This window comes from Streptomyces sp. NPDC087310 (genome assembly GCF_044744405.1).
GTDB lineage: Bacteria > Actinomycetota > Actinomycetes > Streptomycetales > Streptomycetaceae > Streptomyces.
The window spans coordinates 223973-250960 of sequence record NZ_JBIUYF010000008.1 but is presented as its reverse complement, the minus strand read 5'-3'; the positions used below and the strand labels follow the sequence as shown (position 1 = coordinate 250960).

Annotated in this window: 22 protein-coding genes and 4 pseudogenes; 17 read left to right on the top strand and 9 right to left on the bottom strand. The window is 71.9% G+C overall.

The annotated features are described in order from the left end of the window. Nucleotides 1–2: 2 nt before the first annotated feature. From ACIO3P_RS29695 to ACIO3P_RS29685, 3 genes and pseudogenes are all read left to right on the top strand, one after another. Nucleotides 3–935: pseudogene (locus ACIO3P_RS29695) on the top strand (PP2C family protein-serine/threonine phosphatase); the annotation flags it as partial. A gap of 751 nt (nucleotides 936–1686) precedes the next feature. Further along, the gene (locus ACIO3P_RS29690) at nucleotides 1687–3027 is read left to right on the top strand and encodes a transcriptional regulator (RefSeq protein WP_329824437.1); all 1341 of its coding nucleotides are present in this window, start codon (nucleotides 1687–1689) and stop codon (nucleotides 3025–3027) included. Between the two features lie 86 nt (nucleotides 3028–3113). Continuing rightward, nucleotides 3114–3647: an NUDIX hydrolase gene (locus tag ACIO3P_RS29685; protein WP_329824436.1), complete on the top strand. Its 534-nt coding sequence runs from the start codon at nucleotides 3114–3116 to the stop codon at nucleotides 3645–3647. 40 nt (nucleotides 3648–3687) lie between these two features. Here ACIO3P_RS29685 and ACIO3P_RS29680 read toward each other — a convergent pair whose 3' ends face one another. Beyond that, nucleotides 3688–3945 (bottom strand): hypothetical protein, encoded by a 258-nt coding sequence (locus ACIO3P_RS29680; protein ID WP_329824435.1) that lies wholly within the window; start codon nucleotides 3943–3945, stop codon nucleotides 3688–3690. A 154-nt stretch (nucleotides 3946–4099) separates the two neighbouring features. Then, nucleotides 4100–4960: a 3-hydroxybutyryl-CoA dehydrogenase gene (locus tag ACIO3P_RS29675; RefSeq protein WP_329824656.1), complete on the bottom strand. Its 861-nt coding sequence runs from the start codon at nucleotides 4958–4960 to the stop codon at nucleotides 4100–4102. Nucleotides 4961–5267: 307 nt separating this feature from the next. On the opposite strand from ACIO3P_RS29675, the gene ACIO3P_RS29670 reads away from it, so the two are divergent. Then, on the top strand, nucleotides 5268–6554 hold the full coding sequence (locus ACIO3P_RS29670; RefSeq protein ID WP_401854501.1) for a glycoside hydrolase family 10 protein: 1287 nt from the start codon (nucleotides 5268–5270) through the stop codon (nucleotides 6552–6554). Here the strand turns inward: ACIO3P_RS29670 and ACIO3P_RS29665 are convergent. Continuing rightward, nucleotides 6537–7505 (bottom strand): DMT family transporter, encoded by a 969-nt coding sequence (locus tag ACIO3P_RS29665; protein ID WP_401854289.1) that lies wholly within the window; start codon nucleotides 7503–7505, stop codon nucleotides 6537–6539. The two genes, ACIO3P_RS29670 and ACIO3P_RS29665, sit on opposite strands and share 18 nt — an antisense overlap. Here ACIO3P_RS29665 and ACIO3P_RS29660 point away from each other — a divergent pair. Next, the gene (locus ACIO3P_RS29660) at nucleotides 7504–8946 is read left to right on the top strand and encodes a PLP-dependent aminotransferase family protein (RefSeq protein ID WP_401854292.1); all 1443 of its coding nucleotides are present in this window, start codon (nucleotides 7504–7506) and stop codon (nucleotides 8944–8946) included. The two genes, ACIO3P_RS29665 and ACIO3P_RS29660, sit on opposite strands and share 2 nt — an antisense overlap. Before the next feature lie 160 nt (nucleotides 8947–9106). Continuing rightward, nucleotides 9107–9682 carry a histidine phosphatase family protein gene (locus ACIO3P_RS29655; RefSeq protein ID WP_329824432.1) on the top strand — a complete coding sequence of 192 codons (576 nt, stop codon included), beginning with the start codon at nucleotides 9107–9109 and terminating at the stop codon, nucleotides 9680–9682. Between the two features lie 28 nt (nucleotides 9683–9710). On the opposite strand, the gene recQ is transcribed toward ACIO3P_RS29655, so the two are convergent. Further along, nucleotides 9711–11633 (bottom strand): DNA helicase RecQ, encoded by a 1923-nt coding sequence (recQ, locus tag ACIO3P_RS29650; RefSeq protein WP_401854294.1) that lies wholly within the window; start codon nucleotides 11631–11633, stop codon nucleotides 9711–9713. Between the two features lie 219 nt (nucleotides 11634–11852). Here recQ and ACIO3P_RS29645 point away from each other — a divergent pair, with 219 nt between their 5' ends. Further along, complete coding sequence (locus ACIO3P_RS29645; protein WP_329824430.1) at nucleotides 11853–12629, top strand: VOC family protein; 777 nt, start codon at nucleotides 11853–11855, stop codon at nucleotides 12627–12629. 53 nt (nucleotides 12630–12682) lie between these two features. Here ACIO3P_RS29645 and ACIO3P_RS29640 read toward each other — a convergent pair whose 3' ends face one another. Continuing rightward, nucleotides 12683–12874, bottom strand: a complete 192-nt coding sequence (locus ACIO3P_RS29640; protein ID WP_329824429.1) for a DUF1059 domain-containing protein — start codon at nucleotides 12872–12874, stop codon at nucleotides 12683–12685. Between the two features lie 224 nt (nucleotides 12875–13098). On the opposite strand from ACIO3P_RS29640, the gene ACIO3P_RS29635 reads away from it, so the two are divergent. Then, the gene (locus ACIO3P_RS29635) at nucleotides 13099–14364 is read left to right on the top strand and encodes a glycosyltransferase family 4 protein (protein WP_401854297.1); all 1266 of its coding nucleotides are present in this window, start codon (nucleotides 13099–13101) and stop codon (nucleotides 14362–14364) included. Continuing rightward, nucleotides 14361–15275: a transferase gene (locus ACIO3P_RS29630; RefSeq protein ID WP_401854300.1), complete on the top strand. Its 915-nt coding sequence runs from the start codon at nucleotides 14361–14363 to the stop codon at nucleotides 15273–15275. Before ACIO3P_RS29635 ends, ACIO3P_RS29630 begins: the two co-directional genes overlap by 4 nt. A 109-nt stretch (nucleotides 15276–15384) precedes the next feature. On the opposite strand, the gene ACIO3P_RS29625 is transcribed toward ACIO3P_RS29630, so the two are convergent. The 3 genes from ACIO3P_RS29625 to ACIO3P_RS29615 all read right to left on the bottom strand — a co-directional run bounded on the left by ACIO3P_RS29625 (nucleotide 15385) and on the right by ACIO3P_RS29615 (nucleotide 20588). Beyond that, a complete protein-coding gene (locus ACIO3P_RS29625; RefSeq protein ID WP_329824426.1) occupies nucleotides 15385–17604 on the bottom strand; it encodes an NADP-dependent isocitrate dehydrogenase in 2220 nt (739 codons plus the stop codon). Between the two features lie 151 nt (nucleotides 17605–17755). After that, nucleotides 17756–19369, bottom strand: coding sequence for a VWA domain-containing protein (locus ACIO3P_RS29620; protein WP_401854303.1), 1614 nt, complete (start codon nucleotides 19367–19369; stop codon nucleotides 17756–17758). Between the two features lie 19 nt (nucleotides 19370–19388). Next, nucleotides 19389–20588: an AAA family ATPase gene (locus ACIO3P_RS29615; RefSeq protein ID WP_401854504.1), complete on the bottom strand. Its 1200-nt coding sequence runs from the start codon at nucleotides 20586–20588 to the stop codon at nucleotides 19389–19391. A gap of 185 nt (nucleotides 20589–20773) precedes the next feature. Here ACIO3P_RS29615 and ACIO3P_RS29610 point away from each other — a divergent pair, with 185 nt between their 5' ends. The 8 genes and pseudogenes from ACIO3P_RS29610 (at nucleotide 20774) to ACIO3P_RS29575 (ending at nucleotide 26344) form a co-directional block, all read left to right on the top strand. Continuing rightward, nucleotides 20774–21127, top strand: coding sequence for a hypothetical protein (locus ACIO3P_RS29610; RefSeq protein WP_401854304.1), 354 nt, complete (start codon nucleotides 20774–20776; stop codon nucleotides 21125–21127). A gap of 802 nt (nucleotides 21128–21929) precedes the next feature. After that, nucleotides 21930–22364 (top strand): hypothetical protein, encoded by a 435-nt coding sequence (locus tag ACIO3P_RS29605; RefSeq protein WP_401854305.1) that lies wholly within the window; start codon nucleotides 21930–21932, stop codon nucleotides 22362–22364. Continuing rightward, nucleotides 22364–22540, top strand: a pseudogene (locus ACIO3P_RS29600) (recombinase family protein); the annotation flags it as partial. The gene ACIO3P_RS29605 and the pseudogene ACIO3P_RS29600, both read left to right, overlap by 1 nt. 55 nt (nucleotides 22541–22595) lie before the next feature. Beyond that, nucleotides 22596–22766: pseudogene (locus tag ACIO3P_RS29595) on the top strand (winged helix-turn-helix transcriptional regulator); the annotation flags it as partial. Between the two features lie 94 nt (nucleotides 22767–22860). Continuing rightward, nucleotides 22861–23787 (top strand): helix-turn-helix domain-containing protein, encoded by a 927-nt coding sequence (locus ACIO3P_RS29590; RefSeq protein ID WP_401854306.1) that lies wholly within the window; start codon nucleotides 22861–22863, stop codon nucleotides 23785–23787. 298 nt (nucleotides 23788–24085) lie between these two features. Continuing rightward, the gene (locus ACIO3P_RS29585; protein ID WP_401854308.1) at nucleotides 24086–25333 is read left to right on the top strand and encodes an MFS transporter; all 1248 of its coding nucleotides are present in this window, start codon (nucleotides 24086–24088) and stop codon (nucleotides 25331–25333) included. Nucleotides 25334–25372: 39 nt separating this feature from the next. After that, a complete protein-coding gene (locus ACIO3P_RS29580) occupies nucleotides 25373–25993 on the top strand; it encodes an NAD-dependent epimerase/dehydratase family protein (protein ID WP_401854311.1) in 621 nt (206 codons plus the stop codon). A gap of 15 nt (nucleotides 25994–26008) precedes the next feature. After that, a complete protein-coding gene (locus tag ACIO3P_RS29575; protein ID WP_401854312.1) occupies nucleotides 26009–26344 on the top strand; it encodes an oxidoreductase in 336 nt (111 codons plus the stop codon). 97 nt (nucleotides 26345–26441) lie between these two features. Here the strand turns inward: ACIO3P_RS29575 and ACIO3P_RS29570 are convergent. Continuing rightward, nucleotides 26442–26847: pseudogene (locus tag ACIO3P_RS29570) on the bottom strand (Tn3 family transposase); the annotation flags it as partial. Between the last annotated feature and the right edge of the window lie 141 nt (nucleotides 26848–26988).

Genomic DNA, 26988 nt, shown 5'->3' with positions numbered 1-26988 from the left:
TGATGGCCTACCTCGTCATGCGGGTACGGCGCCGCGCCGCCCGGGAACTGCTCCAGGTACGCGCCGTGGCGCGCGCCGCGCAGGAGGTCCTGCTGCGCCCGCTGCCGTCCCGGCTCGACGGGCTCGCGCTCCATGCCCGCCAGCTCTCCGCCTCGCGCGGCGCCGACGTGGGCGGTGACCTGTACGAGGTGATGGCGACCACCCACGGGGTGCGCGTGGTCATCGGGGACGTACGCGGCCACGGGCTGCCCGCCATCGGGGCGGTGGCCGCCGTCCTCGGCAGCTTCCGCGAGGCCGCCCACGACGAGAACGGGCTCGACGGCGTCCTGCGCAGACTCGACCGGGCCCACCAGCGCCATCTGCGGGAGCTGGCGCGGCGGGAGCCGGACTGCGAGGCGGCGCTCCGGGTGGCCCTGCTCGCCCAAGCGGCCGCCGCCACGGAGGAGGCGAGCGCGAGCGCGGCCGAGGTCGCCGAGGCGTGCCGGGCCGCCCACCGGATGGCGGCGGCGGACGCGGCGGACGCCGCGGAGGAGTTCGTCACCGTCCTGCTGCTGGAGATCGGCCCCGACGCGGAGATCCGCGCCCTCAACTGCGGCCATCCCTGGCCCTACCGGCTCGGCGCCGGCGCGGAACCGCTCGCCTGCGGGGAGCCGTTACCGCCGCTGGGCGCCGTACCGCTGCCGGCGGAGCTCACCCCGTACCGGTGCGGACGGCTGCTGCCGGGCGAGGCGCTGTTCCTGCACACCGACGGCGCGGAGGACGCGCGGGACGCGCAGGGGCGCTTCTTCGGCCTCAAGGAGGCGCTGGCGGAGGCGGCTTCGTCCACCACGCTGACGCCCGCGGCGGTGGTACGGCAGGTGCACGCGGCGCTGCTGCGGCACACCGGCGGGCGGATCACCGACGACATGGCGCTGCTGGTGCTGCGCAACGACCGGGTGGACGGCTCCCCGTGCGCGACGGCCGGACGGCAGTCGGGGCCCGTCGACCACTCCGGCGCCGACCGGAGCGGGGCCGACCGGACCGGCGTGGAGCGGGCCGGTCCGGACAGAAGGATCACCGACGGGCCGCGCGCGCCCGACGGTCTCCTCCCCCCGGACCCGCTGCCCCCCGGTCCTGACACCGCGCCCCCACCGCAGGAGCCGCCACCGGTCAACGGCCAGGCGCCGCCGGGCTGTCGCGCCGTACTGGAGGAACGCACACGGGTGCCGACGCAGTCCGGTGACCCGGCGCTGCGCCGTACCCGTCCGGCTCCATCCCGTCCCTAGCACCCCTCCCGGCGCCAGAAGTCGCTGTCGTCCGTGACCGGACCCGTCTCCCACTCAGGAGCACCCCGCCCGTGGTGTGAGGGAACCACCGGCGCGGTGTCCGTGTCGTCCGTCCCGCCGTGGAGTGTCGGGCAGGTCGGCGGGACGGACGACACGGTTGCGGGCCGCCGCACTTGACGAGGGGGAGCCGGCGGCCCGGCCGCCTCCTTGGTGAGGACACTCAGTCAACCCGCCCCGCCCGCCCGGCGGCAGAGCGCACACGGTGCGAATCCGGGCACTCCGTTCACACCCCGTGCGTTTCCCGTTCCGTCCTGACGAGCACATCCGAAGTAGCGTCACCCGCCCCTCTCGGGGCCTCCCGCAGGCGGGAGTTCGGATTTATTTCGTCTAGGCTGGAACGGCCGAGTCTCCGGAGGGGCACATGCAGCCCAACACTCTGCTCGATTCCCTGCTCGACGAGGCGGGCATCTCCCATGCCGGCCTCGCCGCCCGCGTCAACCAGGCGGGCCGTACGAGGGGCCTCGCGCTGCGGTACGAACACACCGCCGTGTCCCGCTGGCTGAAGGGCCAGCGGCCACGTGGCCAGGTGCCCGACCTGATCTGCGCGGTGCTCAGCGACCGGCTGCGCAGACCGCTCACCCTGGACGACATCGGGTTCGGCGTGGCGGGGGAGTCACCCGTACCGCACGCCACCCCGCTCTCCGGCTTCGTGGAGCGCGCCGCCGCGCTGTGGCGCAGTGACGAGCAGCAGCGCCCGCACATAGTGGGCGCCCCCGCCGTCACCGGCACGCCCGCCGTGATGCCCGTCTGGGAGTGGGAGAACCCGCCGGAGGACTCCGACGTGTCCCGCGCGGGCGGTACGAAGGTCGGTCCCGCAGACATCAAGCTGCTGCGGTCCGCCCGTGCGCACTACGAGCTGATGTACCGGCGGGCGGGCGGTGTCGCGACCCGGGCCAGGATCGTCCGCTTCCTCAACGCCGAGACCGCGCCGCTGCTGCGCGGCGGTTACAGCGACGCGCTGGGGCGCCAGCTCCACCGCGCCACCGGCGGGCTGGTCGCGGTGGCCGGTATCTGCGCGTACGACTCCGACGCCCACGGCCTGGCGCAGCGCTACTTCCACCAGGCGCTGCGGCTGGCCAAGGCCAGCGGCGACCGGGGGCTCGGCGCGTACGTGATCGCGCTGCTCGTCAACCAGTCGCTGTTCATGGGGGAGTACCGCCAGGCCGTGGCGTTCGCGGAGGCGGCGCTGCGGACCGCCGGGCGCCAGATCACCCCCGCGCTCGCCGCCGATCTCTACGCGATGCAGGCCAAGTCGTACGCGCATCTGGGGGACGCGGGCGCGGCGCTCGGCTGCATCCGGCGGGCGGAGTCCGAGGCGGAGCGCATCAGTCCGGGGCACGAACCGGACGAGACGGGCTACGTCCAACCGGGCCTGGTCAACGTACAGGTGGCTGAGGCGCTCCTCAGTCTGGGGGAGCTCGCCGCCGCGCGGGTGCACGCGACGGCGGCCGTGGACACACCGGCGCACGACCGCGGCCGGGTCCACCGGCTCGCGATGCTCAGCCACATCGAACTGCGGCAGGGCGAGGCCGACCGGGCCGCGAGAACAGCGGCCGAGATGGCGGAGCGGGCCAGAGGAATGGAGTCCCAGCGGCTGCGCGACCGCTTGCGCCAGGTACGTGAACAGCTTGTGGCCAGCGGCTCTTCCGAAGCCGAGGACACCGCGGAACTGATCGCAGGGGCGCTGCGCGTTCCTCTGTGAGCCCCCTGTTGAGCCCCCCGCGCTTTCCCCGGGTCGGGCGTCGCTGCTGCGATATTGCCATCAACTTGTCGGAAGGTGGCAGAAACGTGCAGTGGACGAAGTTAAACGAGCAGACGGTGTACGAGAATCGGTGGTTCCGGGTCAATCTCGCCGACGTCAAACTCCCCGACGGCCGGCATCTGGACCACTTCCTCATCCGGCTCCGCCCGGTCGCGGTGGCGACCGTGGTCAACTCCGCCAACGAGGTGCTGATGCTCTGGAGGCACCGCTTCATCACCGATAGCTGGGGCTGGGAACTCGCGGCGGGAGTCGTCGAGGACGGCGAGGACATCAAGACCGCGGCGGCACGGGAGATGGAGGAGGAGACCGGCTGGCGCCCGGGACCTCTCCGGCATCTCCTGACCGTCGAGCCCTCCAACGGCCTCAGCGACGCGCGGCACCACATGTACTGGGCGGAGGACGCGACGTACATCGGTCACCCGGAGGACGACTTCGAGTCCTCGCGCCGGGAGTGGGTACCGCTCAAGCTGGTGCCGGACATGATCGCCCGGGGCGAGATCCCGGCCGCCAACATGACGGCCGGGCTGCTGATGCTCCACCACTTGAGGCTGGGCCAGTGAGGTTCCGGTCCAGCAAGGGGCCAGGGACCCGCTAGCACCCCTAGCGGCCCAGGGTCTGCCAGACCGCCACCGCGAGCGCTCCGAGTGAGCAGAGCGCCGCCACGGCGGGCAGCGGCCACCTGGAGTGTTCCAGAGCGGCCACGCGCGCGGCCAGATCGGCCACATCCTTGTCGGTCTGGTCGTTGCGGTGGGCCAGTAGTGCCATCCTGCCCTCGGTTCTGGCAAGGCCGACGTCGAGGCTGCGACGTAACTCCGCGCGCTCCTGGCCGACCACGGAATGGTCGGATTCGGTGGTCACGATTTCCGCTCCTGTTCGGGAGAGTGGTTCCACGATTCGGTTGCCCAGCCACGGCGGGTACTGGCTAAGCGGAATCGAGTCAACTCCCCCTGGGCGGCGGGCATCAGGGTGTACGGGAGTCATATGCGCGCACCCTTCGCACACTCCGTGTGAATCAGGTGTACGAGTAGAAGCCCGCACCCGTCTTACGGCCCAGCCGCCCCGCGTCCACCATCCGCTGGAGCAGCGGGGACGCCGCGTACAACGGCTCCTTGTACTCGGCGTACATCGAGTCCGCGACCGACGCCACGGTGTCCAGACCGATCAGATCGGCGAGCTTGAGCGGGCCCATCGGATGGGCACAGCCCATCTCCATCCCGTTGTCGATGTCCTCGCGGCTCGCGATGCCCGACTCGAACATCCGGATCGCGGCGAGCAGATACGGAATGAGCAGCGCGTTCACCACGAAGCCCGAGCGGTCCTGCGCGCGGATCGCGTGCTTGCCCAGGACGCCCTCGACGACGGTCTCGGCGCGCCGGATCGTCTCCTCGGAGGTCGTCAGCGCGGGGATCAGCTCGACGAGCTGCTGCACGGGGGCCGGGTTGAAGAAGTGGATTCCGATCACCTGGTCGGGGCGCGAGGTCGCGACGGCCAGCTTGACCAGTGGGATGGAGGAGGTGTTGGAGGCCAGGATCGCGTCGGGACGCGTCACCACCTGGTCGAGCACCTGGAAGATCTCCGTCTTGACCTGCTCGTTCTCGACGACGGCCTCGATGACGAGATCGCGGTCGGCGAACTCCCCGAGATCCGTGGTGAAGCTCAGCCTGCCGAGCGCCGCGTCGCGCTCCTCCTCGCTGATCTTGCCGCGTTCCGCGGCCTTCGCCAGGGAGTTCTGCAGCCGGGTCCGGCCGATCTCCAGCGCCTCGCCGGTGGTCTCGGCGACCATGACCTCCAGGCCGCTGCGCGCGGCGACCTCCGCGATGCCTGCGCCCATCTGGCCGCAGCCCACCACTCCGACGCGGGCGATATCGGTCAGGGTGTCGGTCACATCGTGCCTTTCTCCGGTCCATGTCCGTGCAGGTCCCCCGTGTGATTCCGGCGCCTGCCCCGGGAACAGGACGTTACTCCGACAGCGGATGCGCGTGACGGCCCGGGGCGGGCATGCTCGGCGGGTGACCGCACCGCTCATCTCCGTGGTGGTGCGGTCGAGGGCCGGGTACGACACACGACAGGGCGAGGGACGGCGTATGGCACACGACGAGCCGGGACACGGTACGGCGGGAGACGGTACGACGGGACAGGCCGCCGTGAGGGAGGGCGCCAGGGACGGCATGAGCGACGGCATGACAGGGCAGGACCGGCGGCCGGGCACGGGCCCCCTCGGGCGGCGCGGGTTCGTGGCCGCCGCGGCCGGGGTGGCGGCCTCCCTGCTGACCGCGGGCGACACCGCCCTCGCCACCGCGGCCGTACCGGGGCAGGGAGCCGCCGGGCACCACGCCCCGCGCCCCGCGCTGCGCGGCATGTGGGTGGCGAGCGTCGCCAACCGTGACTGGCCCTCGAAGCCCGGGCTGTCGGCCGACCGCCAGCGGACCGAACTGCTCCAGCACCTCGACACGGCGGCGGCCCGCAGGCTCAACGCCGTCGTCTTCCAGGTCAGGCCCACGGCCGACGCGCTGTGGCCCTCGCCGTACGAGCCCTGGTCGCAGTACCTGACCGGAACGCAGGGCAAGGACCCCGGCTGGGACCCGCTGGGCACGGCGGTACGGGAGGCCCACGCGCGCGGGCTCGAACTGCACGCCTGGTTCAACCCGTACCGCGTCGCCAATCACACCGACCCGGCCCGGCTGAGCGCGAAGCACCCCGCCCGGGTCCACCCCGGCTGGGTCCTGCCGTACGGCGGGAAGCTCTACTACAACCCGGGCCTGCCCGAGGTCCGGAAGTTCGTCCAGGACGCCATGATGGACGCCGTCGAGCGGTACGACATCGACGCCGTGCACTGGGACGACTACTTCTATCCGTACCCGGTGGCCGGACAGGTCTTCGCGGACGACGCGGCCTACGAGCGGTACGGGGCGGACTTCCCCGACAGGGCGGCCTGGCGGCGCGACAACACCGACCGGCTGGTGCGCGAGACGGCCGAGCGGATCAAGAAGACCAAGAAGAACGTGCGCTTCGGGATCAGCCCCTTCGGGGTCTGGCGCAACGCCGCCACCGACCCGCTCGGCTCCGACACCAGGGCGGGCGTGCAGACGTACGACGATCTGCACGCCGACACCCGCGGCTGGGTCCGCAAGGGCTGGATCGACTACATCGCCCCGCAGCTCTACTGGAACATCGGCTACGCCGCCGCCGACTACGCGAAGCTGCTGCGCTGGTGGGACGCGACCGTACGGGGGACGGGCGTCGACCTGTACATCGGTGAGGCCCTGTACAAGGCGGGCGACCCGGCCCAGCCCGCCGCCTGGCAGGACCCCGCCGAGCTGTCCCGCCATCTCACGCTGGCGAAGGACTTCGCCGGGGTACGGGGCCACTGCTACTTCTCCGCGAAGGAGGTCGGCGCCGATCCGATCGGCGCGATGACGCGGGTGGTGACCGACCACTACGGCAAGCGGTCAGCGCTCATGAAGTGAGGCCGCGGCGCCGGGTGCCGGCCGGGCGGAGCGCTGCGTCACCGCGATGCAGACCAGCACCGCCACGGCCGCCACCGGAGCCGCGGGGGAGAGGTGTTCACCGAGCAGCAGCACCGACCAGAGCAGGGTCAGCACCGGCTGCGCGAGCTGGAGCTGACTGGCCCGCGCGATCCCGATCGCCGCCATGCCCCGGTACCAGACGTACATCCCGAAGAAGGTGGAGACCAGCGCCACCCAGACCACGCCGATCACCCCGTGCGCCGTCAGCCGCACCGGCTCGTACGACAGCGCCACCGCGCCGCCCGCCAGCGAGAGCGGCAGCGCGCCGATCAGCGCCCAGCCGATCACCTGCCAGCCCGGCATCTCCCGGGCCAGCCTGCCGCCCTCCGTGTAGCCCGCCGCGCACACCAGCAGCGCGCCGAAGAGATACAGATCGCCCGTGGACAGCGCGCCCCCGCTCTGCTGGACCGTGAAGGCGATCACCACGGCCGCCCCGGCGACCGCCGCCACCCAGAAGGTACGGGAGGGCCGGCTGCCCCTGCGGAGCACCGAGAAGGCGGCCGTGGTGAGCGGCAGCAGCCCGACCACCACGGCGGCGTGCGAGGTGGTGGAGGTCTCCAGCGCGAGCGTCGTGAGGAGCGGGAACCCCGCCACGACCCCGAGGACGACCACCGCGAGCCCGCCCCGGTGGCGGCGCGCGGGGACCGGGACGCGCAGCGCCAGCAGACAGCCCCCCGCGAGGAGCGCGGCGAGCACGCTGCGGACGGCGACCAGGGACCAGGGGCCGAAGCTCTCCAGGCCCCACACGGTGGACGGGAAGGTGAGGGAGAAGGCGACGACGCCCAGCGCGGCGAGGAGGGTGCCCCGCTCGGTACGCGGGCCGGCGAGGGGCGGGGATCCGGTGGTGACCGCTATCGCGGTACGTCGAGTAGCGCTATTCTCTGCTGTCATGCATGAGCGTAGCAGCGTGGCGGAGCTGGCACATTCCCTGAAGCAGGAGCTGAACCGCTACTCACCGGGTGGAAAGCTGCCGTCGAGCCGAGAGCTGATCGAGCGCTACCGGGTCTCGCCAGTGACGGTCTCTCGCGCCCTCGCCCGGCTCACCGCCGAGGGCCTGGTCGTCACCCGCCCCGGCGCCGGAGCCTTCCGCGCCCCCGAACGCCCCGCCCCGACCAGGACCGGCGACACCTCCTGGCAGGAGGTCACCCTCAGCGCGGACACCCCGGCCGGCGGCGTACCGCGCGCCGTCGACGCCTCGGGCGTCCTGATCACCCTCGCCGTGCCGCCGCCCGGCGTCATCGAGCTGACCGGCGGCTATCTGCACCCCACGCTCCAGCCCGAGGCCGCGATGGCCGCCGCCCTCGCCCGCGCGGGCCGCCGCCCCGGCGTCTGGGGCCGGCCGCCCGTCGACGGACTGCCCGAACTGCGCGAATGGTTCGCCCGGTCCATCGCCCCGACCTGCGGCACCGCCGAGATCCTGATCACGGCGGGCGGCCAGAGCGCGCTCACCACCGCGCTGCGCGCGCTCGCCCCGCCCGGCGCCCCCGTCCTCGTGGAGTCGCCCACCTACCCCGGGATGCTGGCGATCGCCCGCGCCGCCGGGCTGCGCCCCGTCCCCGTACCGGTCGATCCGGACGGGGTGAGGACCGACCTGCTCGCCGCCGCCTTCCGGGCCAGCGGCGCCAAGGTCTTCGTCTGCCAGCCGCACTTCCAGAACCCGACCGGCGCCGTACTCGCCCCGGAGCGCAGGCCCGAGGTGCTGCGGATCGCCCGGGAGGCCGGGGCCTTCGTGATCGAGGACGACTTCGCGCGCCGGATGGCGCACGCGGACGCGGGCCCGCTGCCCCCGCCGCTCGCCGCCACCGACCCCGACGGCATCGTCGTCCATGCCTGCTCGCTCACCAAGGTGACCTCGCCGAGCCTGCGCGTCGGCGCCCTCGCGGCCCGGGGGCCCGTCCTGGAACGGCTGCGCGCCATCCATGTCGTGGACACCTTCTTCGTACCGCGCCCGCTCCAGGAAGCCGCCCTGGAACTGGTGGGCTCCGCCGCCTGGCCCCGTCTGCTCCGCACCGTGGCCACCGAGCTGAAGAACCGCAGGGACACCCTGACCGCCGCGCTGCGCACCACCCTGCCCGAACTGGGCCTGGCGCACATCCCGGCCGGTGGCTACCACCTCTGGCTCCGCCTCCCGGACGGCACCGACGAGGCCGCCGTCGTCGCCGCGGCCCTGCGCGCGGGCGTCGCGGTCGCGCCCGGCCGCCCGTACTTCGGCGCCGAACCGCCCGCCCCGCACCTGCGGCTGAGCTTCGCCGCGCCGGCCGGCGCAGCCGAGATCACCGAGGGGGTACGCCGGCTCCGTACGGCCTGCGACGAGACCCTCGGCCGCGCCTGACCCCACGCCGTGCCCGACCGACAGACCGGAGGGGCGTGCGCTCGCGCGGACGACCGGCGCGTGACCGCTGTGTGACAGGGCGGGAACAGGGAAGCACCCTCTCCCGATCCCGGGCTGCAACCCCTTGACCGGTACCGCTTTCCGCTCCACGATCGCGGCCATGAGTGTTCGGGTCACCATGGTCGCCGCGGCGCGCAGCGCGGACCTCTACGACGAGCGCTTCGAGGACGACCGCCCCCTCGACCGGGCCGGCTGGCACGAGATGCAGCGCGTCGCCCACACCCTCATCCCGCTCGCCGCCGCCGACCTCCGCTACTGCTCACCCACCCCGCGCAGCCGCGCCACCGGCGACGCCCTCGGCTTCGCGCCGCTCGCCCAACCGGCCCTGCGCGACTGCGGCATGGGGCGCTGGCGCGGCTACACCCTCGCCGAGGTGATGGCCCGCGAACCGGCCGGCGTCGACGCCTGGCTCGCCGACCCGCGCGGCGCCCCGCACGGCGGCGAGCCGCTGCTCACCTTCATCTCGCGGATAGGCGGCTGGCTGGACACCCGCCCGGCCGAGGACGTCGCGGCGATCGTCGCGGTCGCCGAACCGGCCGTCGTCCGGGCGGCGCTGGTCTACGCGCTGAACGCGCCGCCCCGTACCTACTGGTACGTGGACGTCCGCCCCCTCTCGACGGTCACCCTGACCGGCACGCCGGGCCGCTGGAACCTGCGGCTCGACACCGGCGCCTGAGCCGCCTGCCGGGGTACGGACCGGTGGCTCACGCCGTGCCCAGCGTCTCCAGGATCTGCTCCCCGTACTTCGCCAGCTTGTTCTCGCCGACCCCGGTCACCGTGCCCAGCTCCGCCAGCGTCGACGGCGCCAGGAGCGCGATCTCGCGCAGCGTCGCGTCATGGAAGATGACGTACGCGGGCACGCCCTGCTCCTTCGCCGAGGCGCCCCGCCAGGCGCGCAGCGACTCGAAGACCGGCACGGCCTCCTCCGGCAGATCCACCGGCGCGGAACGCTGCTTGGACGACTTCTCCGCGCGCGCGGGCCGCGCCGCCTTCTCGGGCTCGCGCCGCAGCATGACCGGCCGCCGGCCGCCCAGCACCTCGCCGCTCTCCTCCGTCAGCACCAGCGTCCCGTAGTCGCCCTCCACGGCGATCAGCCCCTGCGCCAGCAACTGCCGCGCCACCCCGCGCCATTCGGCCTCGCGCAGCTCCGTACCGATACCGAAGACGCTCAGCGCGTCATGGTCGAACTGGATGACCTTGGCGGTCTTCTTGCCCAGCAGGATGTCGGTGATCTGCCCGGCGCCGAACTTCTGGTTGCGCTCGCGCTTCAGCCGGACGACCGTCGACAGCAGCTTCTGCGCGGGGACCGTACCGTCCCAGGACTCCGTGGGCGTCAGACAGGTGTCGCAGTTGCCGCACGCGGTGGACTTCTGCCCGAAGTACGCGAGAAGCTGCACCCGGCGGCACTCGACCGTCTCGCACAGCGCCAGCATCGCGTCCACATGGGCGCCGAGGCGCCGCCGGTGCGCCTCGTCGCCCTCCGAGGTGTCGATCATCTTCCGCTGCTGGACCACGTCCTGGAGCCCGTACGCGAGCCACGCCGTGGACGGCAGCCCGTCACGCCCGGCGCGCCCGGTCTCCTGGTAGTACCCCTCCACGGACTTCGGCAGGTCGAGATGGGCGACGAAGCGCACGTCCGGCTTGTCGATGCCCATCCCGAAGGCGATCGTCGCCACCATCACCAGTCCCTCCTCCCGCAGGAAGCGTGACTGGTTCTCCGCCCGCGTACGGGTGTCGAGCCCCGCGTGGTACGGCAGGGCCGCGATCCCGTTCTTCACCAGGAACTCGGCGGTCTTCTCGACCGACGCCCGCGAGAGGCAGTAGACGATCCCCGCGTCGCCCTCGTGCTCGGCGCGCAGAAGCTGGAGGAGCTGGCGCTTGGGGTCGTTCTTCGGCGCGATGCGGTACTGGATGTTGGGCCGGTCGAAGCTCGCGACGAAGTGCCGGGCGTCCTGGAGCTTCAGCCGGGAGGCGATCTCCGTGTGCGTGGCCTCCGTGGCGGTCGCGGTCAGCGCGATCCTGGGCACATCGGGCCAGCGCTCGTGGAGCGAGGAGAGGGCGAGGTAGTCGGGGCGGAAGTCGTGGCCCCACTGGGCGACGCAGTGCGCCTCGTCGATGGCGAAGAGGGAGATCGTGCCGCGCTCCAGCAGCCGTACCGTCGCCTCGACCCGCAGCCGCTCCGGCGCGAGGTAGAGCAGATCCAGCTCACCGGCGAGGAACTCGGCCTCCACGAGGCGCCGTTCGTCGAAGTCCTGGGTGGAGTTGAGGAACCCGGCCCGCACACCGAGCGCCCGCAGCGCGTCGACCTGGTCCTGCATGAGCGCGATCAACGGGGACACGACGACCCCGACGCCCTTCCGTACGAGGGCCGGGATCTGGTAGCAGAGCGACTTGCCGCCACCGGTCGGCATGAGGACCAGCGCGTCACCGCCGGAGACCACATGCTCGATGATCTCCTGCTGGCTCCCGCGGAACGAGTCGTAACCGAAGACGCGGCGCAGCACCTCCAGCGCCTCTCCCGCCCCGGGACCGGTGCCCGCGCCGGTCCCCGGATCCGTCGTGGGATCGGCCTCCGGGCGGGTCTCGGTGCCGGTCTCGGGAACGGTGGCGGAATCGGGAGCGCTCATCCGCCGATTCTACGAGGCCCCACCGACAGCGGTCGGCCGGATCCGGCGGATCCCACCCGATCCGGGCGGCTCGGCCGGTCCCTGGGGCGGGACACCCCGGGGCGGGATATAGGACACGACCTGGCCTGTACCCGATCTAGCGTCGAACGCGCAGCACATCGGAAGAACCCGCAGCCCATCGACGCGCAGCCCGTCGAAGAACGGCAGAAGGAGCCCATCATGAGCCAGGTCACGACCAACCAGCCGCTCGGCACCCCGACGTGGATCGACCTGGACGTCCCGGACATCGAGGCGGCCGAGGCGTTCTACGGAGCCGTGTTCGGCTGGGAGTTCAGCGCGCCGGGCGCCGGAGGGTACGTCCTCGCCCTGCTGCGCGGCAGCCGGGTCGCGGGGCTCCGCCCGGTCCCCGCAGCGGCGTCGCCCGGGCCGGCCCTCTGGCGCGTCCACCTCGCCACCGACGACTGCGACGCCACCGCGCGGCGCGTCACGGAGGCGGGCGGCACGGTCACCGCGGGCCCGCTGGACAAGGGGGAGCAGGGCAGGGCCGCCCTCGCGGTCGATCCGGGCGGCGCCGCGTTCGGCCTCTGGCAGGGCGGCGCGCTGCCCGGCTGCGAGATCGTCAACGAGCCGGGGAGCCTGCTGCGCAACGACCTGACGACGCCGGATCCCGCCCCCGTACGGGAGTTCTACACGAAGGTCTTCGACTTCACCCTGGACGGGAACGAGGACATGGCCGACGCGGACTTCACCTTCCTGCGCCGCCCCGACGGCCACGAGATCGGCGGGATCCTGGGCGTTCCGGACGCGCCGGGCGCCGCCTGGGGGACCCTCTTCGAGGTCGCGGACGCGGACGCGGCGGTGGGGCGCGCGGTGGCGGCGGGAGGCACCTCGAAGGGCGCCGAGGACACCCTGTACGCGCGGATGGCGGAGATCACCGACCCGTTCGGGTCGGTGATCCACGTAGGGGCGAGGCCCTCGGCCGCTCCGTCGAGCTGACCGCGGGCCCCGGGTCGGGGATGTGCTGTGGACGGGGGCGGGGCCGGTCCGGGTCAGGCGTGCTGGGGCATCTCGTCCTTCAGCGCCGCCCGGATCTGCTGCCGCAGCTCGGGGTTGTCCTCATGGCCGTGCACGGAGACGGCGTGCTCACTGGCGGCGCGGACCACCTCGTTCTCCTCACCGGTGATGGCGAGCGAGCACTGGGTCTCGCTCGGGAAATCCCGGCAGTCGGCTACTTTGCGCATGACGCACCTCCTCCCCTCCAGTATCCGGCGGCCCCGCCGAGGACGCTTCCCGGAGCCGGAGCCGGAGCCGGAGCCGGAGCCGGAGCCGGAGCCGGAGCCGTCCGACGACGGCGCCCGGAGCCACCCGGCGCGCGGGTGTCCGGCCGCGTCACGGTAAGCAAACGGCTGGCAAACGAAGCGGCAACGCAGACAACCGGTATCCCGTTATGACGGTCTTCGTTCGTATGAAGATCTCTTTACTCATTCACAACGCCTACGGGATCGGGGGGACCATCACGACCACGTACAACCTGGCCCGTTCGCTCGCCGACCGGCACGAGGTGGAGATCATCTCCGTGTTCCGGCACCGCGAGGACCCGAACCTCACGCTGGACCCACGGGTCACCCTGCGTCCCCTGGTCGACCTCCGCGTCGAGCAGGACCACCCGGCCTTCTCGCGCCCCGCGAAGGTCTACCCGTCCTCGGAGTACCGCTACGGGCAGTACAGCGAACTGACCGACGAGCGCATAGGCGCCTGCCTGGCGGAGCTGGACTCCGACGCCGTGATCGGCACCCGCCCCGGGCTCAACGTCCACATCGCGCTCCAGGCCCCCGAACGCACCCTGCGGATCGGGCAGGAGCACCTGACCCTGGACAACCATTCCCCCCGGCTGCGCAAGGCCCTGCGCCGCGCCTACCCCCGGCTCGACGCGCTGACCACCGTCACCGAGGCCGACGCCGACGCCTACCGGCGCAAGATGCGGCTGCCGGGGGTACGGGTGGAGGCGCTGCCCAACAGCGTCCCCGATCCGACCCTGCCGCCGGCCGACGGCGAAGCCCGCGTCGTGGTCGCCGCGGGCCGGCTCGTCCCGGTCAAGCGGTACGACCTGATCATCGAGGCGTTCGCCCAGGTGGCGGCCCGCCACCCCGACTGGCGGCTGCGCGTCTACGGCGGCGGCGAGGAACAGGCCCGGCTGCGCGGACTCATCGACGGCCTCGGTCTGCACGACAACGTTTTCCTCATGGGCTCCGCCACCCCCATGGAGGCCGAGTGGGTCAAGGGCTCCATAGGCGTGATGGCCTCCAACTTCGAACCGTTCGGCATGACGATCGTCGAGGCGATGCGCTGCGGCCTGCCCGTCGTCGCCACCGACTGCCCCTACGGCCCCGCCGAGATCATCCGGGACGGCGTCGACGGAACGCTGGTGCCGGTCGGCGACCGGGACGCCCTGGCCGCCGCGCTGCTCGCGCTCACCGGCGACGACGAACGGCGCCGCCGGATGGGCCGCGCGGCCCTGGAGAACTCCCGGCGCTACGCCCCGGGCCCCGTCGTCGCCCAGGCCGAGCGGCTGCTCGACGACCTCGCCGCGGCGCGCCGGGGCGAGGCACCGGGGACCCCGTCGGCGCGCCGCCCGGTCCGCGCGCTGATCAGCGGAGGTTACGCGGCCAAGGACAGCGCCCGCGTCATGGCCGGCGCGGCCCTCAGAACCGTACGGAAGACAGGCCGATGACCACGACGGAACACGCCCCGCCCGCCGAGCCCGCCCGGCCCGCGGGACTGCCCCGGCTCACCCCGCCCGTCGAGCGGCCCCGCGCCGACTGCACGGTGGACGCCACGGGCCGGATCACCTGGAACGTCCACCTGACGGTGCCCGCCGGCGCCCGCCCCCGGCTGCTGCTGCGGCTGCGCCCCAAGAAGGGGCAGCCCGAGACGGTCCGGCACCTCCTCGACCTGGAACCGGCGGGACCCGACCGGCTGCGGGCCGTCCTGGACCCGGAGCCGGTGCTCGCCGAGGGCCGCTGGGACGCGTATGTCGTACCCGCGTCGGGCGACCACCAGGAGGTGCGGCAGCGGCTGCTCCCCGGGCTGCGGGACCTGCGCGCGCTGGTGGACGGCCGCCCGGCAGGGCGGACCGCGTCACCGCTGGCCGTCCGCATCCCGTACGCCACGGCGGACCGCTACCTCGCGGTACGGAGCTGGCTGCGCCGGGGCCACGCCGAGGCGGCCGGGGTCCGCGTCAGCGGCCACACCCTGACCGTACGGGCGCGGCTGTACGGCGCCGGTCCCGCGGCCGGGACCACGGTCCTGCTGCGCCGCCGGGGCGAGGACGACACGGCCCTGCGGATCGAGCCCCGCGCCGAGGACGGCCGGGACGGCGAGGACACCGACGACGGCGAGGACTTCTCCTTCACCGTCGACTACCGGGACCTGCTGAACGCGGGCGGGTCGGGCCACGAGGTGTGGGACCTCTACGTGGAGCGGCCCGGGGGAGCGCCCCTGATCCGGATGGGCCGGCTGCTGGACGACGTGGCGGAGCGCAAGAAGATCTTCGTCTACACGGCCGCCAGGCTGGGCGGCGCGACCGTACGGCCGTACTACACGCTCGACAACGACCTCTCGGTGGAGGTGACGGGCGACTGAGCGCGTTACGCGACCGCCCCGGCCGGGCGTCGAAGCCGGGCCGGGGCGGTGCCGTACGCGAGGGGAACGCGCCGTACACCGGGGAAGGTGCCGTACGCGAGGGGTGGCGTCAGCCGAGGGTGGCGATCGCCTGGTTGAAGGTCTTCGACGGGCGCATGACCGCCGTGGCCTTCTCCGCGTCGGGCCGGTAGTAGCCACCGATCTCGGCGGCCGAGCCCTGTACCGCGATCAGCTCGTCGACGATCGTGGACTCCTGCTCGGTCAGCGTCTTGGCGAGTGCGCCGAACGCCTCAGCGAGCTGCGCGTCGTCCGTCTGCTTCGCCAGCTCCTGGGCCCAGTACAGCGCCAGGTAGAAGTGGCTGCCACGGTTGTCGATGCCGCCGACCTTGCGGCTGGGCGACTTGTCCTCGTTGAGGAACGAGCCGGTCGCACGGTCGAGGGTGTCGGCGAGGACCTGGGCGCGCGGATTGTCCGTCGTCTGCGCGAGGTGCTCGAAGCTGACCGCCAGCGCGAGGAACTCGCCCAGGCTGTCCCAGCGCAGGTAGTTCTCCCGCACGAGCTGCTGCACGTGCTTGGGCGCGGAACCGCCGGCGCCGGTCTCGAAGAGGCCACCGCCGTTCATCAGCGGGACGACCGAGAGCATCTTGGCGCTCGTGCCCAGCTCCAGGATCGGGAACAGGTCGGTCAGGTAGTCGCGCAGCACATTGCCGGTGACGGAGATGGTGTCCTCGCCCCGCCGGATGCGCTCCAGCGAGAACGCGGTCGCCTCGACCGGCGTCATGATCTCGATGTCGAGCCCGTCGGTGTCGTGCTCCGGCAGGTACGCCTTGACCTTCGCGATCAGGTTCGCGTCGTGCGCGCGCCCCTCGTCCAGCCAGAACACGGCCGGGTTCCCGGTCGCGCGGGCGCGGCTGACGGCGAGCTTGACCCAGTCCTGGATGGGCAGGTCCTTGGTCTGGCACATGCGGAAGATGTCACCGGCGGCGACCGGCTGCTCCAGCACGGCCTCGCCGGCCTCGTTCACGACGCGCACGGTGCCCGCGGCGGCGATCTCGAAGGTCTTGTCGTGGCTGCCGTACTCCTCGGCCTTCTGCGCCATCAGACCGACGTTGGGCACCGAGCCCATCGTCGACGGGTCGAAGGCGCCGTTGGCGCGGCAGTCGTCGATGACGACCTGGTAGATGCCGGCGTAGCTGCTGTCCGGGAGGACGGCGAGCGTGTCGGCCTCGGCGCCGTCCGGGCCCCACATGTGGCCGGAGGTGCGGATCATGGCCGGCATGGAGGCGTCGACGATGACGTCGCTCGGGACGTGCAGGTTGGTGATGCCGCGGTCGGAGTCGACCATCGCGAGCTCGGGGCCCTCGGCCAGCTCTGCGGTGAAGGACGCCGCGATCTCCGCGCCCTCGGGCAGCGACTCCAGGCCCTTGAGGATGCCGCCCAGACCGTCGTTCGGGGTCAGGCCGGCCGCGGCGAGCGTCGCGCCGTGCGCGGCGAACGTCTTCGGGAAGAAGGCGCGTACGACATGGCCGAAGATGATCGGGTCGGAGACCTTCATCATCGTGGCCTTCAGGTGCACGGAGAAGAGCACGCCCTCGGCCTTGGCACGGGCGATCTGCGCCGAGACGAACGCGCGCAGCGCCGCGACCCGCAGCACCGACGCGTCCACGACCTCGCCCGCGAGGACCGGCACGGAGTCGCGCAGCACGGTGGTGGAGCCGTCCTCGCCCACCAGCTCGATACGGAGCGAACCGGCCTCGGCGACGACCGCGGACTTCTCCGTGGAGCGGAAGTCGTCGGCGCCCATGGTCGCCACGTTCGTCTTCGAGTCGGCCGTCCAGGCGCCCATGCGGTGCGGGTGCGCCTTGGCGTAGTTCTTCACGGAGGCGGGGGCGCGGCGGTCGGAGTTGCCCTCGCGCAGCACCGGGTTGACGGCGCTGCCCTTCACCTTGTCGTACCGCGCGCGGATGTCCTTCTCCTGGTCCGACTTGGGGTCGTCCGGGTAGTCCGGCAGCGCGTAGCCCTGCGCCTGCAGCTCCGCGACCGCGGCCTTGAGCTGCGGGATCGACGCCGAGATGTTCGGCAGCTTGATGATGTTGGCCTCAGGGGTCCCGGCCAGCTCACCCAGCTCGGCGAGCGCGTCATCGACGCGCTGGCCCTCCTGGAGCCACTCGGGGAAGCCCGCGATGATCCGTCCCGCCAGCGAGATGTCGCGGGTTTCCACCGAGACCCCGGCCGTCGAGGCGTACGCCTCGACCACGGGCAGGAACGAATACGTCGCCAGGGCCGGGGCCTCGTCGGTGTGCGTATAGATGATGGTCGAGTCAGTCACCGGTGCTCCGCTCCACGTCTGCAACATACGTCTGCAACATTGCTCGACATCAAGATATCTCCTGGCCGCTCTCCGGGGCACAGGGCCCCGGCCACCACGTTCCGTGGCGACGATCCGCCCGTCGGGTCACGTCCGGTCACATCCGGTCACGTCAGATCACGCGGAAGAGGTCGGCGGCGGCATGGACGTCGGTGAGGTCGTCGATCGACCGGAGGTTGTCGCACAGCACGTCCAGGACCGAATCGGCCTCCGCTGCGCGCGGGGCGCCGATGGCCAGGCCGAAGACGCGGAAGCCCAGCCGGTGCTTGGCGTCGTTCCAGCCGCGCATCCACTCCTCGGTGACCCCGCACTCGTCGTCGGTGATCATCACGATGTCGCCGCGGGTGCGGGCCGCGTCGTCGAACTCCTCCGCCAGCAGCGCGGCGGCGGCGCTCAGCGGCGTCTGGTAGCTGGTGCCGCCGCCGAGGAAGGTCTCAGCGAAGTCGAGCACCTCCGCGATACGGGCTTCCCGGCCGGCCGGGAAGCGGCAGACCCGGATCCTGTCGGCGGCGGAGAACAGGATGCCGACGAAGTCACGCCTGGCCTCGCGGGCCTGATCCAGCAGCGCCAGGGCGCACGCCTTGGCCCACGCCTCCCGGGTGACTCCACCGGGCCCCGACACGTACATGGAGTGCGAGGTGTCCACGCACGCGATGACGGCGCCCCGGCCGGTCGCCTGCTCCCCCTGGCTGTCGTAGAGCATCAGCTCCCCGGCGGCGTAGCGCGTCGCGAACACCGCACGCAGCTCGGGCAGGCCGAGGTTGGCCAGCTCGGAGGGGATGACGCGGGAGAGGTCGTCGCCGAGCGTGACGCCGACCAGCTCCCCGGTGGTGTTCTCCACCTTGCGGGCGCGCTCACCGCCGGCCATCTGCCGGAACCGGCCGATCAGCTCGGCCCACTCCGCGAGACGGCTGGTGCGCAGCCGCTCGGCGAGCCGGGCGCGCTGGTCGAACGGCATCCGCTCCAGCTCGCCGGGGGCGACCCCCCATGCCCGCATCAGCGCGGCCTCCTCCCGTACCGCCTCGGCGGCCTTCACCGCCGCGTTCCGCGCGGCGGTACGGATCCCGGGGGCCGCAGCCCCCGCGAGGGCCCGCGCGGCGTCCTGGGCGGCCTGCCGCGCGGCTGCCTCGGCCGCTGTGACCGCCTGTTGTACGGCGTCGGCGGCCGGGGCCGGTACGGTGCCGTCCTCCGCGGCCTCGTCGGCGGCCCGCCGGAGCGCCTCGTCCACGGCGCTCGCCGCGTTCTCGGCGGCCCGCTGGGCCTGCCGCGCCCGCTCGGCCTGGTCCTGGTCCCCCTGGGAGCGCTCCAGCATCCGGCGCAGCGCGGCGGCCTGGGCGAGCACGGCCATGGCGGCGGCGTAGGGGTCACCGGCCGTCTCCCGGCGCAGCTCGGCGAACTCCGGTGACTCCACCAGCGAGGCGATGATCCGGTGGTTGACCAGCCGGGTGGGGTCCATCTCCGCGCGTTCGCGCAACCGCGGGGCGACCTTGTAGGCGGCCAGGAACGCGTCGGTCAGGAGGTCGGCGGTGCGCTCGTGGCGCTCGTCCAGCTCCGCGGCCAGCTCGCGCAGGGCGGCCGACTGCTCGTAGGTGTCGCGCCAGGTGATCCGGTCGAAGCGGTCCGCGACCACGGCCGTGGTGTACCGCTCGGGAGCGGCGGCGGACCGGCCCACCCACTTCCCGGCCCGAACCGCCAGCTCGTCGAGCGTGCTCGGTGTCGTGTCCATGGTCCTGATCCCCCGGTGTTCAGAGCTGCGCCTGCACCATGCTCGCGTCCATCCCGAGGGCCTCGGTGAGAACGCGGGCACGGACGGCGCGCTGGCGGCCGACGACCCGGTCGATGGCGGCGGTGGAGCGGCCGGCGCTCGCCGCCTCCTCGCGCAGTTTCTCCAGCCGTTTCCCCGCCATGGCGAGCTTGTTGTGGGCCTTCTTGATGACCCACTCGCTCAGCGCCTCGCGGGACTGCCCGGCCATGGCGTCGAGCTGGGCCTCCAGCTCCTCGACGGTGTCGGCCAGGTCGAGCGCCTCCTTGGCGTCCGGGTTGACCAGGTGCAGCACCTCGCGCTCGACGGCCGGGCGCTCGGCGGGGGAGTCCCACAGCACATGGGTGAGTACCGACAGGTCGGTCTCGCCGACCGCCGGGCGGCCGTCGAGGTACGCGGACGCCTGGAGCAGGCCCACAGCCTGCCGCCAGCGGCGGTCGGAGGCGACGAGTTCCTTGCGGCGCAGGGCGGCCCGCAGCGTACAGACCGCGTCCACGATCGCGTCGGGGACGTCCACGGCCGGGACGGCCTCGGCCACGGCGTGCTGTAACGCGGCCAGCTCGACGGTGGTCCGGACCGGCGCCGCCGGGCGGCTGACGGCGGAGCGGACCAGCGCGGCGAAGTTCGAGGGGTCCGCGAGATACCCGACCTCGATCCGCACCAGCAGCCGGTCGTAGATCGCGGCCGTGTCCTCTCCGCCGGGCAGTTCGTTGCTCGCCGTGATCGCCCCGATCAGGGGGCAGCGGATGGGTGCGCCGCCGTTCTCGGGATGGTAGATCCGCTCGTTGAGGTAGCCCAGCGTCTCGTTCAGCGCCGCCGTGGAGCACTTGAATATCTCGTCGATGAACGCGATGTGCGCGGTCGTGGCGCGGCCGTCGTAGACCTGCCGGTACTCGCCCCTGGCCAGCGCGGCGACGTCGATGGGACCGAACATCCTCGTCGGCGCGGTGAACTTCGACAGAAGGATCTCCCAGTAGGCCGCCCCCTCGACCCGGCCCGTGAGCTCCCGGGCCATCTCGGACTTCGCCGTTCCGGGCGGGCCGAGCACCAGCGAGTGCTGCCCGGCCAGCAGCGTCACCAGCAGCGTCCGCACCACGTCGGCCCGCTCGTAGAAACGGTCCGACACCTCGTCACCGATCGCCCGCAGCCGCTCGGCCGTGTCCTGCGCGTCCTGTGCGTCCATGTACAACTCCGTGCCGGTGATGCCCTGTTGGGCGGACGGGATGGCCCTTTGCCCGAGCAAGATAACGCGGCCACCGGGAAGGCCCTCGGGGGTGCGCGCGCCCTCGGCGGACCGGTCGGCGACCTCGGCGGACCGGTACGGGTCCATGGATGAGACGTTGCGCTTCAGTTGGCGGGTTGTGCGTGATGGCTGGCGGGCAAGGTAATGCCTATGTCGACCCGGAGGCGGCCCACAAAACCTTGGTGCGGCATGACCTGACCGTTCCTTACGCTGAAGTGATGGACTCTGTGCAGGTCAGGCCGGTGCAAGGGAACGATCTCCCGTTGGCCGAACGTGCTTCGGCGGTGACGTTCTTCGAGGCGGAGGAGGGCACCAGGCGGGTCAGCGATCCGGAAGTCGAGCCACGTTCGGCGGTCGCCTCAAAGCAGTGGATTGACCGGATGCGCTTTTTCCTGAGTGTCGATCCACAAGGGTGCTGGGTCGCGGTGGAGGCGGATGCCGGCGCCGATAGAGCAGTCGGGTTCGCCGGCCGTCCGTGACGCCCCAACTGCCCGCCAGAACCTCCATCGGGGCGAAGCCGCAAGGGCCTCCGCTCGTCTGTGACGGAAGCGCAACGTCTCAGCCCACGAGACGTTGCGCTTCGGTCAGCGGGAGCTGTGCGGTGGTTGGCGGGCACGGTAACGCCCTCGATGAGTGATGAGCGCGGTTTCATGAGAACTGTTCGCGGGGTGCTGGCGGTGGCGGTGTTCTGGTGGCATGGACGCCGTATTCCGTACGGGAGGCGTCGAGTCCTCCGTGGTCTGGTCTCATGTGTGCACGCTTGACGGTCTGTGTGCTCCGTACGCCCTGCCGGAAGGGGCGGTACACCAGATGGACAGCAGTTCGGGCTGGGCACGCCGGTGGACCGCCACATGGAAGACCGGCAAGGCTGATGTTGTCTGCCCGGTGAAGGATCTGGCCGGGGCGCCGGTGTTGTCGTCCGTTCCGCTGCGGCGGTGCGGCCCCACGACCGGCCGCACCGCTCCGACCCGGCATGCGGAACCCGCCTCGACCATCCGGCGCTGACTCCACGGCAGCCGTCCCCACCGGTACTCGATCTCCAGCAGCGCATTCTCGCCATGCTCGATGTCACCCAGCCCGCAGCCACCGCGTCCCCATACTTCAACGACCTGAGGATGCTCAGTGCACTGGCCCGCATCACATGGCCGGCAGCCAGGCCGACCACCCCCGGAATCCCAGCCGAACTCGCGGACCAGCACGTGAACCGGCAGGCGTCAGGCCCACCGCGACATCCGCCACAAAGTCGATGTGCCTGCGAATGCGGCAGGCAGTGTCGAAGCCATGCGCGACGTCGCTCGTCGGCTGGTCGACATCGGCGTCTGCCGACTCGCATCGATTGCCGATGATCTCAACATCACCCAGCTCGGCCTGGACGTCGTGGATGACCTCCGCCAGCAGAGGGCCAGCCGACCTGCACGAGCGGCTGATCTTCGCCTAGCGATGATTCAGTGGCTTTACGGACATTACCTGGACGGCAGCACACCCCAGGTCGCTGAAGATTTCCTCACCTCGGACCGCTCGTACTTCGCAGGCCAACCGTTCTCCTCCACCGAGATCGTTCAGGTCGTTGTTTACCTGAGCGAGAAGGGCCTGGTTGAGGGCCGCACCATCGACCAAAGCGTTCACTTGATCCAGCCCCGCCTGACGGCCAAGGGCGTGGACCGCGCAGAAAGCGGGAAGCCAGTGTCCGAGTTCGGCCTCGGGGAACATCGGTAATCTCGTCCACCTCCAGCCGCCTCCACCCGCTCCAGCGCCCGAAGTTCGGCGAACTGCTGACGTACGCGCGGCCGGGGGACACCGTGCACATCTCCGAGATGTTCCGCCTCGTGCGCGGAAACCAGCACATCCTCGATGTCCTCGAAGTCCTTCACCGCGACCAGCTCGCCCTGCGCATCCACGACGGCGCGTTCTCCGCCATGGACCTCACCGCCCGCCACCCGCGCACCGGACGGACTGATCACTCGCACCGCTTACGCCGAAGTGCCTCCGCGCGTGGAGTACGAGCTCACCCCGCTGGGGCGCGGCCTCCACGAGATCGTCAGCTCGCTGATCGGCTGGGCCGCCGACCACCACGATGAGATCCGCGCCCACCACGACCAGGCTGCCGCTGGCGCCTGAGCCCCGGGGCCACCGCTGCGAGCAGTTCCGGGGGGTTCCGGCAGGACCCCCCGGAACCGTTCGCTTCCGCTGAAACCGGCTCTACGGTTAAGTCATGAGCACCAAGGACGAGGTGCGGGAGTTCCTGATCTCGCGTCGCGCGAACATCACCCCGCAGCAAGCGGGCCTGCCCGACGATGGCGGGGAGCGGCGTGTCCCGGGCCTGCGACGCGAAGAGGTCGCGCAGCTCGCCGGCGTCAGCCTTGACTACTACACCCGCCTGGAGCGCGGGAACATCCGGGGAGCCTCGCAGAGTGTGCTGAACGCGGTGGCGAAGGCGCTGCGGATGACCGAGGTGGAACGGGAGTACCTGTTCGACCTGGCCCGCGCACTCCCGGCGAGCGCGGCCGCGCGCAGCGGGACGCCGGCCGCGGCGTCGGTGCGGACCTCGGTCCGTCGGGTGCTCGACAGCATGGCGTTTCCCGCAATCGTTCAGAACCCCCAGCAGGAAGTCATCGAGGCGAACCCGGTGGGCCGGGCCATGTTCGCCCCGGTCTTCGACACCATCGGAGGGCCGAACTTCGCCCGGTTCGTCTTCCTCGACCCGCGCGCCCGCGACTTCTATGTCGACTGGCCACTGGCCTGCCGTACGTCAGCGGCGATCACCAGGTTCGAGGCCGGACGCGATCCTCTGAACGAAGATCTCACCGCGTTGATCGGTGAGCTGTCCGCCCGTAGTCCGCACTTCCGCCGGGAGTGGGCGCGGCGGGACGTGCACGAGCACCGCACCGGCGTGAAGGCGTTCCGCCACCCCGAGGTCGGGCTGGTGGAGGTCGCGTTCGACGTGCTCGAGATGCCCGGTGAAGCAGGCTTGAAGATCACCACGTACAGCCCGCCGCCGGGCACGGAGACGGCTGAGAAGTTCTCCCTGCTGGCCAGCCTGGCCGCGACCCACGACGCCGCCCATCCGCCGCAGGCCGGTTCCGAGGCCCCCCGGACGCAGGCAGGATCCCTGCCGCCGCCAACGGCACGCAACGACTGACCCTCACCCCCTCGCAGACCGGGACGTACGCGACGACGTCCGGACCACCACCACCGCGTCGGCCGAAGCCGGCCGACGTGCGGATACGCCGGTTCGCGGCCGCATCGTCATGCCCGGAGGAGCGGGGCGAATTATGCAGGCATGTCAGTAATTCGCCATGCAGGCGTGCCACGACTTCACGACACGGGACGCTGCGGCGCTTTGCCGCCTTGGGCCGGTACTGACCAGGTCAAGGCTCTCGAAAGCACCAACCATCGCAGTCCCGCACCACGATCGAGATCCCCTATGGAGATGTTGTATGACCGCGCGCGGACCAGTCCTCCGGACCCCCGCCACCGAACGCACCAGCGACCTTGTTGAGCCGGGCAGGGCGCGCCTGCCGCTGGTCGTGTACGTACTGGCCCTGGGCACATTCTTGATGGCCACCACGGAGTTCGTCGTCGCCGGCCTGCTGCCTGAGATCGTCGGCGACGTGCAGGTGAGCGTGGCCCAGGCCGGGCTGATGGTCACCGTGTTCGCGGTCGGAATGATCGTCGGTGCACCGCTGACGGCCATGCTGACCCTGCGGCTGCCGCGGAGGCTGACGCTTCTCGGCGCCCTGGGCGTCTTCGCCGTGGGCCATCTCATCGTCGCCCTCAGCTCCAGCTTCACCGTGCTGCTGGCGGCCAGGTTCCTGACCGCGGTGGCGACCGGGGCGTTCTGGGCGGTGGCCAACGTGGTGGCCGCCCAGGCCGCCGGTCCCGCCGCAAGCTCGCGGGCACTGGGTGTCGTGGGCGCCGGCGCGATGCTCGCCAACGTCGTCGGAGTGCCGCTGGGGGCCTTCGCCGGGCAGCTCGTGGGCTGGCGGGGGCCGTTCTGGGCCCTTGCCGTCCTCGGCGTGGCCGCCATGGCGGTCATCGCCCGCCAGGTCCCCCAGGAAGCCGGCGCCGACACCGGCCAGCCCGTCTCGGTCCGCTCCGAGCTGGCCGCCGTGCGCTCCGGCCGCCTGTGGCTGACACTGGCGGCCTGCGCGACCACGACCGGCGGAGTGCTGGCGACATACACCTACATATCGCCGCTGCTGACCGACCGGACCCACCTGTCATCCGCGCTCGTGCCGCTGGTCCTGGTCGGTTTCGGTGCCGGGGCCCTGGTCGGCTTCCTCATCGGAGGCCGTCTGGGCGATCGCCGCCCGTACACGACGATGATCGCGGCACCGGCCGTGACCACGGTCCTGCTGCTGGCCATCACCCTGCTGGCGGGGCACGCCGCGCCGACGATCGCGCTGGTCGCCCTGCTCGGACTGTTCGGGCTCGGCGCGAACCCGGTCCTCATCGCCCTGGCCGTCCGCTTCGCGGGCCGGGCCCCCAGCCTGGGATCGGCCCTGACCGTGTCGGCCTTCAACCTCGGCACCGCCCTCGGATCCTGGGGTGCGGGACTCACTCTCACTTCACCGCTGGGAGCCACCGGACCAGCCACGATGGGCATGGTCGTCGCCGCACTCACCCTGCTCCCCGCCATCACCATCGCGCTCACCCAGAGCCGCCCGGCGCCCTCTCGCCTCTAGACCACCAGCCCACACGTAAGCCACCGCAAGGAGCACGTCATGCGCGTCGTCGTCATCGGAGGAAGCGGACACATCGGAACCTTCCTCGTTCCCCGGCTCGTCCAGGCAGGCCACGAGGTCATCAACATCAGCCGGGGCACCAGCACCGCCTACGCCACAGACCTCGCGTGGCAGCAGGTGCGCCAGGTCGTCGCCGACCGGCGGCAGCAGGACAGTGAGGGCACCTTCGGCGACACGGTGACCGCGCTGAACGCGGACGTCGTCGTCGACCTGGTCTGCTTCACCCTCGAATCGGCCACCGCACTGGTCGAGTCCCTGCGCGGCGAGGTCGGGCACCTGCTGCACTGCGGCTCGCTCTTCCGCTACGGTCCGACCGTCAAGTACCCCATTCACGAGGGCGGCGGGACCGAGGCGATCGACGAATACGGCCGCCAGAAGGAGGCCATCGCACGGATGCTCATCGCCGAGACCGCCGCTGGCGGCCTCGCGACCACCTCGATCCACCCGGGGCACATCGTGGGCCCTGGCTGGCTGCCCATCAACCCCCTCGGCAACACCGATGTGAGCGCGTGGCACCGGATCTCGTCCGGCACCCCGCTGCGGGTGCCCAGCCAGGGCGGCGACACGATGCACCACGTCCACGCCGACGACGTCGCGTAGCTGTTCCAGCTCGCAGTGGAGAATCCCGCCACCGCCGGCGGCGAGGACTTCCACGCCGTGGCCCCGTCGGCGCTGACCGTTCGCGGCTACACCGGCATCGCCGGCGGCTGGTTCGGTCAGCCCGGCGAGATCGACCCGATCACCTGGGACCAGTTCCACGAGGAGACCACCGAGGCGTTCGCCCAGCACAGCCGGGATCACCTCCACCGCAGCCACTACCTCAGCATCGACAAGCCGAAGAGCCTGCTCGGCTACGCTCCGCGCTACGAGCCGGAGGCCGCAGTCCTGGAGTCCGTCCGGTGGCTGATCGGCCACGGTGACCTCACAGTGGCCCAGCCACTCACGGTCTAACCCCAGAAACCGACAGCCGCCCCCTGCCTGCCTCGGGCCGCCGCTCGTCCAGGCCACGGGCGAAGCTCCGGCACGCAGAGCCTGGCCGCGCAGGTGCCTACACGTCTTGGCCGTCGTCGTCTTCGTCGAGCTCCGGGGTCTCCGGGTCCCGCAGCGGGCGCAGGGCACCGGCAGCCGGGGCGGAGGTGGTGAAGCTGTAGCGGCCGAGCACGTTCAGGTTGCGGTGCTTGAGCGGGGACAGCCGGGCGATGTCCTCGTCGCGGATCTCGTGGCCCTCGGCGCGGAGCCGGGCGACGGCGGCGTCGATGCAGCGGGTGGTCCACAGCACAATGGCGTTGAGGACCAGGCCGAGCGCGCCGAGCCGGTCCTCCATCCCGGTAGGTGTCGTCGACCGGATCGACCACCCGCAGCAGGTGCTCGGTCTTGGCGATCCGCCCGTACTCAGCGAACGCCGCAGGTCGATCTTCGGGAGCATCTTCTCGACCCGTTTGCGCAGCCAGGTCAGCGACTTGGGCTCGCCGAGCGCGCCGAGCTTGTCGACGTTCAGCTTCACCCGCCCGGCGACCTTTCCAGGAAGCCCAGCGGCACCACCGACCGGTGTGCTAGCCGACCATGATCGTTCTCAGCGCCAACCGCTGTACCGA

Coding starts and splice junctions, on each gene's coding strand:
- ACIO3P_RS29690 (WP_329824437.1), top strand. CDS start 1,687: ATGCAGCCCAACACTCTGCTCGATTCCCTGCTCGACGAGGCGGGCATC.
- ACIO3P_RS29670 (WP_401854501.1), top strand. CDS start 5,268: ATGACAGGGCAGGACCGGCGGCCGGGCACGGGCCCCCTCGGGCGGCGC.
- ACIO3P_RS29660 (WP_401854292.1), top strand. CDS start 7,504: ATGCATGAGCGTAGCAGCGTGGCGGAGCTGGCACATTCCCTGAAGCAG.
- ACIO3P_RS29665 (WP_401854289.1), bottom strand. CDS start 7,505: ATGACAGCAGAGAATAGCGCTACTCGACGTACCGCGATAGCGGTCACC.
- ACIO3P_RS29655 (WP_329824432.1), top strand. CDS start 9,107: ATGAGTGTTCGGGTCACCATGGTCGCCGCGGCGCGCAGCGCGGACCTC.
- recQ (WP_401854294.1), bottom strand. CDS start 11,633: ATGAGCGCTCCCGATTCCGCCACCGTTCCCGAGACCGGCACCGAGACC.
- ACIO3P_RS29645 (WP_329824430.1), top strand. CDS start 11,853: ATGAGCCAGGTCACGACCAACCAGCCGCTCGGCACCCCGACGTGGATC.
- ACIO3P_RS29640 (WP_329824429.1), bottom strand. CDS start 12,874: ATGCGCAAAGTAGCCGACTGCCGGGATTTCCCGAGCGAGACCCAGTGC.
- ACIO3P_RS29635 (WP_401854297.1), top strand. CDS start 13,099: ATGAAGATCTCTTTACTCATTCACAACGCCTACGGGATCGGGGGGACC.
- ACIO3P_RS29630 (WP_401854300.1), top strand. CDS start 14,361: ATGACCACGACGGAACACGCCCCGCCCGCCGAGCCCGCCCGGCCCGCG.
- ACIO3P_RS29620 (WP_401854303.1), bottom strand. CDS start 19,369: ATGGACACGACACCGAGCACGCTCGACGAGCTGGCGGTTCGGGCCGGG.
- ACIO3P_RS29615 (WP_401854504.1), bottom strand. CDS start 20,588: ATGGACGCACAGGACGCGCAGGACACGGCCGAGCGGCTGCGGGCGATC.
- ACIO3P_RS29610 (WP_401854304.1), top strand. CDS start 20,774: ATGGCTGGCGGGCAAGGTAATGCCTATGTCGACCCGGAGGCGGCCCAC.
- ACIO3P_RS29605 (WP_401854305.1), top strand. CDS start 21,930: ATGCGCGACGTCGCTCGTCGGCTGGTCGACATCGGCGTCTGCCGACTC.
- ACIO3P_RS29590 (WP_401854306.1), top strand. CDS start 22,861: ATGAGCACCAAGGACGAGGTGCGGGAGTTCCTGATCTCGCGTCGCGCG.
- ACIO3P_RS29585 (WP_401854308.1), top strand. CDS start 24,086: ATGACCGCGCGCGGACCAGTCCTCCGGACCCCCGCCACCGAACGCACC.
- ACIO3P_RS29580 (WP_401854311.1), top strand. CDS start 25,373: ATGCGCGTCGTCGTCATCGGAGGAAGCGGACACATCGGAACCTTCCTC.